Origin of the sequence: Micrococcus sp. APC 4021 (genome assembly GCF_030407635.1) — a bacterium.
Classification (GTDB): domain Bacteria; phylum Actinomycetota; class Actinomycetes; order Actinomycetales; family Micrococcaceae; genus Micrococcus; species Micrococcus luteus.
Genome location: NZ_JASDCZ010000107.1, coordinates 1 through 7891, shown reverse-complemented (window position 1 = coordinate 7891; position 7891 = coordinate 1). Strand labels below are relative to the sequence as shown.

Below are 7891 nucleotides of genomic sequence, written 5' to 3'. Positions count from 1 at the left end.
TCGGCGCCGCCACCCTCGTGCTGCACGTGGTCCTGCGGCTGCGGGCCCCCTACGCGGACCCGTTCATGCTGCCGATCACCGCCCTGCTCAACGGGCTGGGCCTGGCCATGATCCACCGGCTGAGCCAGGACGCCGCGATGGCCAACCCCACCTCGCAGCTCGTGTGGTCCGTCCTGGCCGTCCTGGTGGCCTCCGCCCTGGTGTTCCTGGTGCGCGACCACCGGGTGCTGCGGCGCTGGCCCTACCTGTTCCTCGCCGCGTCCGGCGTGCTGCTGCTCCTGCCGCTCGTGCCCGGGCTGGGCCTGAGCATGTACGGGGCGCGGATCTGGATCGACGTCGGATTCGGCACCTTCCAGCCCGGCGAGATCGCCAAGATCACGCTGGCCATCTTCTTCGCCGGCTACCTCTCCGCGAACCGCGACCTGATCCTGCTGGCCGGCCGCCGTGTGGGCCCGGTGACCTTCCCCCGAGCCCGGGACCTCGGCCCGTTGCTGGCCGGCTGGCTCCTGGCGCTCGGCGTGCTCGTGTTCCAGCGCGACCTGGGCTCGGCCCTGCTGTTCTTCGGCATGTTCATGGCGATGCTCTACATCGCCACGTCCCGCGCCTCCTGGATCCTCCTCGGCCTGGGCCTGATCGCCTTCGGCGCGGCGCTGGCGTTCCTGTTCATGCCGCACGTGACCGCCAGGTTCGAGATCTGGCTGAGGGCCTTCGACCCCGAGATCTACCATCGCGACTTCGGCGGCTCCTACCAGGTGGTCCAGGGCCTGTTCGCGATGGCCTCAGGCGGGCTGATGGGCACCGGCCTGGGCGCGGGCAACCCCACCCAGGTGCCGCTGTCCTTCTCGGACATGATCCTCACGGCCATCGGCGAGGAGCTCGGCTTCGTGGGCCTGGCCGCCGTGCTCGTCCTGTACCTCCTGCTCGTCACCCGCATGATGCGCGCCGCCCTCGGCGTGCGCGACGCGTTCGGCAAGGTGCTCGCCTCCGGCCTGGCCTTCACCATGGCGTGGCAGGTGTTCGTGGTGATGGGCGGCGTGACCCTCGTGCTGCCGCTCACCGGCCTCACGACGCCGTTCCTCGCCGCCGGCGGCTCCTCGCTGCTGGCCAACTGGATCATCGTGGGGCTCGTGCTGCGCATCTCGAACGCCGCCCGCCGGCCCGTGGTCGTGGACGGGATGGTCAACGCGTCCGGGCCCGGCGCCGGCCACCTCGACCCCGGCACGGCGCTCCCGGCGGCCGCCGTGCCCCCGGGAGGAGGTGAGGAGCGGTGAACGAGGCGATCCGACGCACGTGGACCGTCATGGCGGCCATGCTCCTCGTGCTCGCGCTGGCTGCGTCCGTCATCCAGGTGCTGGCCGCTGACCAGCTCAAGACGCACGCCCTGAACTCTCGGCAGATGTTCCTGGAGTTCGGCGCCCCGCGCGGGCCGATCCTCGTGGACGGCGAGCCGATCGCCGAGTCCGTCCCCTCCGGCGACGCGTACCACTACCAGCGCGTCTACCACGAGACCGAGCTGTACGCCCCGCTCACGGGCTTCTATTCGCTCACCTACGGCACCGACGGGCTGGAGGCGGCCATGAACGAGCAGCTCTCCGGCACCCCCACGTCCCAGTTCGTGGACCGCGCCATGGAGATCATCACGGGTGCCACGCCCGAGGGCGACCAGGTGGAGCTGACGATCGACCCCGAGCTGCAGCGTCTGGCGTACGACGCGCTCCCGGACGGCGTGCGCGCCTCCGCCGTGGTCACGGACCCGACGACGGGCGAGATCCTGGCCATGGCGTCGAAGCCGGGCTTCGACTCCAACGCGCTCTCCTCACACAGCCCGGCCGAGGCGCAGTCGGCCATGGCCGCGATCGACCAGATCCCCGGCGCCAGCGCATACCGCAACCGCGCCGCGGAGCAGCTCGTGTCCCCCGGCTCCACGTTCAAGCTGATCGACGCGGTGGCCATGCTCGAGTCCGGTGACTACACCCCGGGCGGGACGGTGGACATCCCCGCCGCGTGGACGCTGCCCGGCACGACCACGGAGCTGCCCAACTACGACGGCTCACCGTGCAACACCGTGGGGCGTCAGACCCTCACGTGGGCGCTGGCGCAGTCCTGCAACACGCCGTTCGCCATGGCCGCCGTCGAGCTGGGCCAAGACCGGATCCGGGAGGTCGCCGAGCGGTTCGGCTTCAACGACTCCTTCGACTACCCGTTGCCCGTGACCGGCTCCGTGTTCCCCTCCGACCTGGACGACGCCACGCTGGCGCAGTCCTCGATCGGCCAGCGGGACGTGCAGGCCACCGCGCTGCAGATGGCCATGGTGGCCGCCGGCATCGCGAACGACGGCGTGGTCATGGAGCCGCAGCTGATCAAGGCGGTCCGCCGTTCGGACCTCACCACGGTGCAGGAGTTCAGCCCCCGTGAGCGCGGCCGGGCCACGACCCCCGAGGTGGCCGGGCAGGTCTCGGACATGATGGTCTCGGCGGTGGAGGACGGCATCCTGGGATCCGTGCAGTCGGACACGGTGCGGATCGCGGCGAAGTCGGGCACGGCCGAGGTCGGGGACACGGGCAACGTGCACTCCTGGATCACCGGCTTCGACGCGAGCGAGAACCCCCGGGCGGCCGTGACGATCGTGGTGGAGGACGAGCCGCCGGGGGTTGGACATCAGACAGTCGTCAGTGGCATGAAGGCAATCATGGAAGCGGTGGTCACGGAATGAGGCCGACATCGGGCATCACCCTCGGCGGCAGGTACCAGTTGACCGATCGCATCGCGATCGGCGGCATGGGCGAGGTGTGGAAGGCGCGGGACAAGGTCCTGGGCCGGATCACCGCCGTGAAGATCCTCAAGGAGGAGTACACGGGTGACCCCAACTTCCTGCGCCGCTTCCGGGCGGAGGCCCAGCACACCGCGCTGCTGAACCACCCCGGCGTCGCCAACGTCTACGACTACGGCGAGGAGAAGGGCTCCGCCTACCTCGTCATGGAGCTCGTGCCGGGCCAGCCGCTGTCCTCCATCCTCGAGAAGGAGAAGGTGCTCTCCCCCGAGCGGACCCTGCGGATCATCGCGCAGACGGCGGCCGCGCTCTCGGCGGCCCACGCCCAGGGGCTCGTGCACCGCGACGTCAAGCCCGGCAACCTCATGATCACGCCCACCGGCCGGGTGAAGGTGACGGACTTCGGCATCGCGCGCCTGGCGGACCAGGTCCCCCTCACGGCCACCGGCCAGGTGATGGGCACCGCCCAGTACCTCGCGCCCGAGCAGGCCACGGGGCAGCAGGCCACCGGCTCCTCTGACCTCTACTCGCTGGGCATCATCGGCTACGAGGCCCTCGCCGGGCATCGCCCGTTCACGGGCGAGTCCCAGATCGCAATCGCGCTCGCCCAGGTCAACGACACCCCGCCGCCCCTGCCGGACACCGTCCCGGCCCCGGTGCGGGCGTTGATCATGTGCATGCTCTCGAAGGACCCCAAGGAGCGGCCGTCGGACGCGACCGCGCTCTCGGACGCCGCCGACGCGCTGCGCCGCAAGGACACCCGCGGCGCTGTGGAGGCCGTGCCCGGCCTGGCCGTCTTCCTCGAGGAGCAGGGCGTGGCCGACCCCTCGGGCGCCGAGACCGCCCCCCTGGACTACGACGGCATGCGCACCACCCATCCCCGCGCCGAGGGCACCCGGACGGACGGCTTCCCCGCCACCGCGGCGCTGCCGGTGACCGCGGCCCAGCCCCGCACCGACGGCGACGTCCGCGGCCCCGGCGCCGCCGGTGCGGCGGCCGTGGGCGCGGCCGGTGCGGCCGGCGCCGCCGCGAGCGCGAGCACGCGCGACCACGAGATCGCCGCCGTGCGCGACCAGCAGACCCGCCCGGGCGACGTCGTGGACCCGGGCCCGCCCGCCGGGGGCGGCTCCGCACCCGCCCGCCGGCGACGCGCCAACCCCTGGCCGCTGTGGGCGCTGCTCGGTCTCGTGGTGTTCGCCCTGCTGGGGGCGCTGCTGTGGCCGCTGCTCACGGGTGGCCGCGGCAACGGCGGCTCGGCGCCGGCGACCTCGCAGGAGGAGTCGTCCGTGCACGTGGACCCGGAGGCGTACAAGGGTCGCCCCGTGAGCGAGGTGCGCACCGAGCTCGAGGGCCTCGGCCTGGCGGTGCGCGAGGAGGACCGCGGCGCGCAGAGCCCGCAGGGCACCGTCGAGGAGATCAACCCCGTGGGGGCGCTGCGGCGCGGTGAGACCGTCACGCTGGCCGTCTCCACCGGGGAGGGCGTCATCCCGGAGGGCCTCGTGGGCCAGCCCGTGGAGAGCGCGATCCAGACGCTGCGCGACCGCGGCTTCACCGTGGACCGGGTGGACGACCCGTCCGCCGACGGCGCCGACGGCGAGGTGGTGCGCGTGGTGCCCGGCGAGGGCGAGCGTCACCGCTACGACACGCACGTGCAGCTGATCGTGGCCACCGGCGGGTCCGACGCCGCGCCGACCCGCGAGGCGTCCCAGCCCGCCTCGGAGCCGGAGCCCAGCGCGTCGGAGGAGCCGAGCACCGAGCCGAGCCCGTCGGCCTCGGACGAGCCCAGCCCGTCCCCCACCGCCGAATCCCCGACGGCCACTGTCGGCCCGGAGCCCACGCGGGAGCCGTCCGAGGAGCCGACGACGCCCACGGGGGATCCGACGACGGAGTCCTCCGGGGAGTCCACGGCGCCGACGGGCGAGCCCACCACCGACCCGTCCGCTGACGCGCGTGGCGCGGAGGCCTCGTCCGCCGACGCCACGCCCTCCGCCTGAGCGGCGGGCGGGACGAGCACGCGGACGTGTCTGTGGACGAGCAGAGGACCCTGAACGGGCGGTACCGGATCGGTGAGCTGATCGGGCGCGGCGGCATGGCGGACGTCTTCCGCGGCGAGGACCTGCGGCTGCACCGCCCGGTGGCGGTCAAGCTGATGCGCCGGGACCTGGCGCGCGATCCGCACTTCCAGGCGCGCTTCCGCAAGGAGGCACGCTCGGCGGCCTCCCTGAACCACCCCTCGATCGTCTCCGTGTACGACACGGGCGAGGTCTCCCTCGAGGACGGCCTCCATCCGGTGGACTGCCCGTTCCTGGTGATGGAGCTCGTCTCCGGCCGGACGCTGCGGGAGATCCTGCACGCCGAGGGCGCCGTGGGCCCGGACCGCGCCGTGGCCTGGACCCGGGGCGTGCTGCAAGCCCTCGAGCACGCGCACGAGGAGGGCATCGTCCACCGCGACGTGAAGCCCGCGAACGTCATGGTCACGGACACGGGCACCGTGAAGGTGATGGACTTCGGGATCGCCCACGCGCTGGCAGACACCTCCGCCACCACGTCGCAGACCCAGGCCGTGGTGGGCACCGCCCTCTATCTGGCCCCGGAGCAGGCGACGGGCCGCACCGTGGACGGCCGTGCCGACCTCTACGCGGCCGGCTGCCTGCTGTTCGAGCTGCTCACGGGCCGACCCCCCTTCACGGGTGACACGCCGCTGGCCGTGGCCTACCAGCACGTGCGCGAGGAGCCGCCGGCACCCTCCGACGTCGACCCCGACCTGCCGCCCGCGTTCGACCCCGTGGTGCTGCGCGCCCTGCGCAAGGATCCGGAGGACCGGTTCCCCACGGGCGCCGCGTTCCTCGCGGCCCTCGAGGAGGCCGCCGCGGATCCGCACGCCGGCCCCGGCCGTCACACCCCGCCGCTCGATGCCGTCCCTCCCGCCCTCGTCGGCGCGGTGCTGGGCGCCGCGGCCGCGGAGCACGGGGCCGATGTGCCGACGGCCGCGGTCCCGCTGACCCGGCCGACGCCCTCCGTCCCGGCCGAGCCGGACGCCGCACAGCCCCAGGCGGCGAACCATGCCGTGGCGGGTGCGGGACTGCTCGGCGCCGCCTCCGCCGCGCAGCTTGCCGCCGCCGCCGCCATGGACGGCCCCCGCCCGGTGACGGTCGGCCAGCCGGTGATGCCCGGTGCGGTCGCGACGCCCCGGCCCGAACCGCAAGGGGACACGCCGGCGCCAGCGACGGCCACGCACCGTCGCGTCCGCCGGCGCCTCCGCCGGCGCACGCTCCTGGCGGCCGGCGCGGTCCTGATCGCGCTGGCCCTGGTCCTGGCGCCGTGGCTCGCGGCGGCTCTGCCCACCACCGCGGAGGTGCCCGCGGTGGTGGGGCTGCAGCAGGACGAGGCGGTCGCGGCGCTCGAGGACGCAGGTCTGGTGGCCGTCGTCTCGTCCGCGTACATGGCCGACGCCCCGGACGGGACCGTCACCCAGAGCGACCCGCCGACGGGCACGGAGGTGCCCCGCGGGGCCGAGGTGCGGATCCGGGTGTCCCGCGGCGAGGAGGGCATCGCGCTGTCCGACTCCCTGCACGGGCTGTCCGAGGACGCGGCCCGCCGCGAGCTGGAACGGCTGGGCCTGCGTGTCTCCTCCGTGCAGTACCAGGACGACGGCCGACTCGAACGCGGGCTGCTCGCCCGCACCGACCCCGCGATGGGCACGCACGTGCCGCCCGGCTCCTCCGTGGTGCTGCACCTGTCCAGCGGCATGGTCGACGTGCCGGATGTGGTGGGGATGAGCGCTCCGGACGCGCGGCGTCAGCTGGCGCTGAGCGCCCCCGAGCTGCGCGTGCGGATCCAGGACGAGGACGGCGCGACCACGGACACCGGAACGGTCGTGGCCCAGGATCCGCCCGCCGGCGTCCGCGTGGACAACCGTTCCTCCCTGACCCTGACGGCGTCCTCATGGATCGCGCCCACGGCCGAGCCCTCCGAGCCGGCGCCGCCGTCCAGCGAGGCGCCCGAGCCCACGCCGTCGGCGTCCGCGTCACCGAGCCCCCCGCCGTCGGAGAGCCCCGAGCCCTCCGCGAGCGCGGAACCCTCGCCCTCGCCGTCCGCCTCGGCCACGCCCAGCCCCGAGCCGACGACGACCGCGACGCCGTCACCGACGCAGAGCCCGGCGCCGACGTCGGCGGCCCCGTCGACCTCGTCGGAGCCGACCGAGCAGTCGCCGAGCACCTCGTCCACCGCGACGCCGGTGGACCCGCTGCCGACGCTGACGCCGGAGCCCGAGCCCTCGATCGATCCGCCGCCGTCCACCTGAGCGGACGGGGCGCCGTCGGACCCGCGAACCGGGCCCCGGGGCCGGTCAGTCCTGGCGGACGAGGGGCGAGAGCCGGCCGCCGCGCTCGGCGGCCCCGGAGAGCCCCACGGACTCGAGCCAGTTGCCGAGCATCCGGTAGCCGCCCTCGGTGAGCACGGACTCGGGGTGGAACTGCACGCCCCACAGGGGCGCGGTGCGGTGGGCCAGTCCCATCACGACGCCGTCCTCGGTCTCGGCGGTGATCTCCAGGACCGCCTCGTCCACGGTGGGCCGCACGGCGGCCAGCGAGTGGTAGCGGGTGGCGGTGAACGGCGAGGGGACGCCCTCGAACATGGGGTGCTCGCCGCGGCGGACCAGAGACGTCTTGCCGTGCATGAGGGATTCCGCGTGCGTCACGGTGGCGCCGAACGCCTCCGCGATGGCCTGGTGCCCCAGGCACACCCCGAAGAGCGGACGGCCGCCGTCGGCGGCGGAGCGGATGAGGTCGAGGGAGACACCGGCGTCGGCGGGCGCGCCCGGCCCGGGCGAGATGAGCACGGCCGTGTGCTCGGCCGCGAGCTCGAGGGCGCGGGCGGGGGTGACCTCATCGTTGCGGATCACGGTGGTGCGGGCCCCGAGCTGCTCGAGGTAGCCCACCAGGGTGTAGACGAAGCTGTCGTAGTTGTCGACGACGAGGACGGAGACCTCGGGGCTCTGCACGGGGGCGCTCTTTCCTCCCCGCCGCGTGGGAGCGGGGTGCATAGACTGGCCGGGCACGTCGCTGACCCCGGTCCTGGGCAGGTCAGCAGGATACCGTCCCCGCCCCGGTCCCCGCCGGT

General features: G+C 74.1%; 5 protein-coding genes. 4 read left to right on the top strand and 1 reads right to left on the bottom strand.

Annotated elements, in window-relative coordinates; genetic code table 11:
• The 4 genes from QL983_RS09155 to pknB all read left to right on the top strand — a co-directional run.
• Window positions 1-1271 (top strand): FtsW/RodA/SpoVE family cell cycle protein (locus QL983_RS09155; RefSeq protein WP_290152466.1); only part of this gene is annotated, 1271 nt, incomplete at its 5' end.
• On the top strand, window positions 1268-2713 hold the full coding sequence (locus QL983_RS09150; RefSeq protein ID WP_036314452.1) for a penicillin-binding transpeptidase domain-containing protein: 1446 nt from the start codon (window positions 1268-1270) through the stop codon (window positions 2711-2713). The genes QL983_RS09155 and QL983_RS09150, both read left to right, overlap by 4 nt.
• The gene (locus QL983_RS09145; protein WP_290152461.1) at window positions 2710-4764 is read left to right on the top strand and encodes a protein kinase; all 2055 of its coding nucleotides are present in this window, start codon (window positions 2710-2712) and stop codon (window positions 4762-4764) included. The genes QL983_RS09150 and QL983_RS09145 overlap by 4 nt, the downstream gene beginning before the upstream one ends.
• Window positions 4765-4796: 32 nt before the next feature.
• Window positions 4797-7073, top strand: a complete 2277-nt coding sequence (pknB, locus tag QL983_RS09140) for a Stk1 family PASTA domain-containing Ser/Thr kinase (protein ID WP_290152458.1) — start codon at window positions 4797-4799, stop codon at window positions 7071-7073.
• A gap of 45 nt (window positions 7074-7118) precedes the next feature.
• Here pknB and QL983_RS09135 read toward each other — a convergent pair whose 3' ends face one another.
• Window positions 7119-7772 (bottom strand): aminodeoxychorismate/anthranilate synthase component II, encoded by a 654-nt coding sequence (locus QL983_RS09135; protein WP_036337278.1) that lies wholly within the window; start codon window positions 7770-7772, stop codon window positions 7119-7121.
• Window positions 7773-7891: the final 119 nt, after the last annotated feature.

Bases quoted from the DNA above. Each gene is read 5' to 3' on its own strand.
- QL983_RS09145 (WP_290152461.1), top strand. From the start codon at position 2,710: ATGAGGCCGACATCGGGCATCACCCTCGGCGGCAGGTACCAGTTGACC.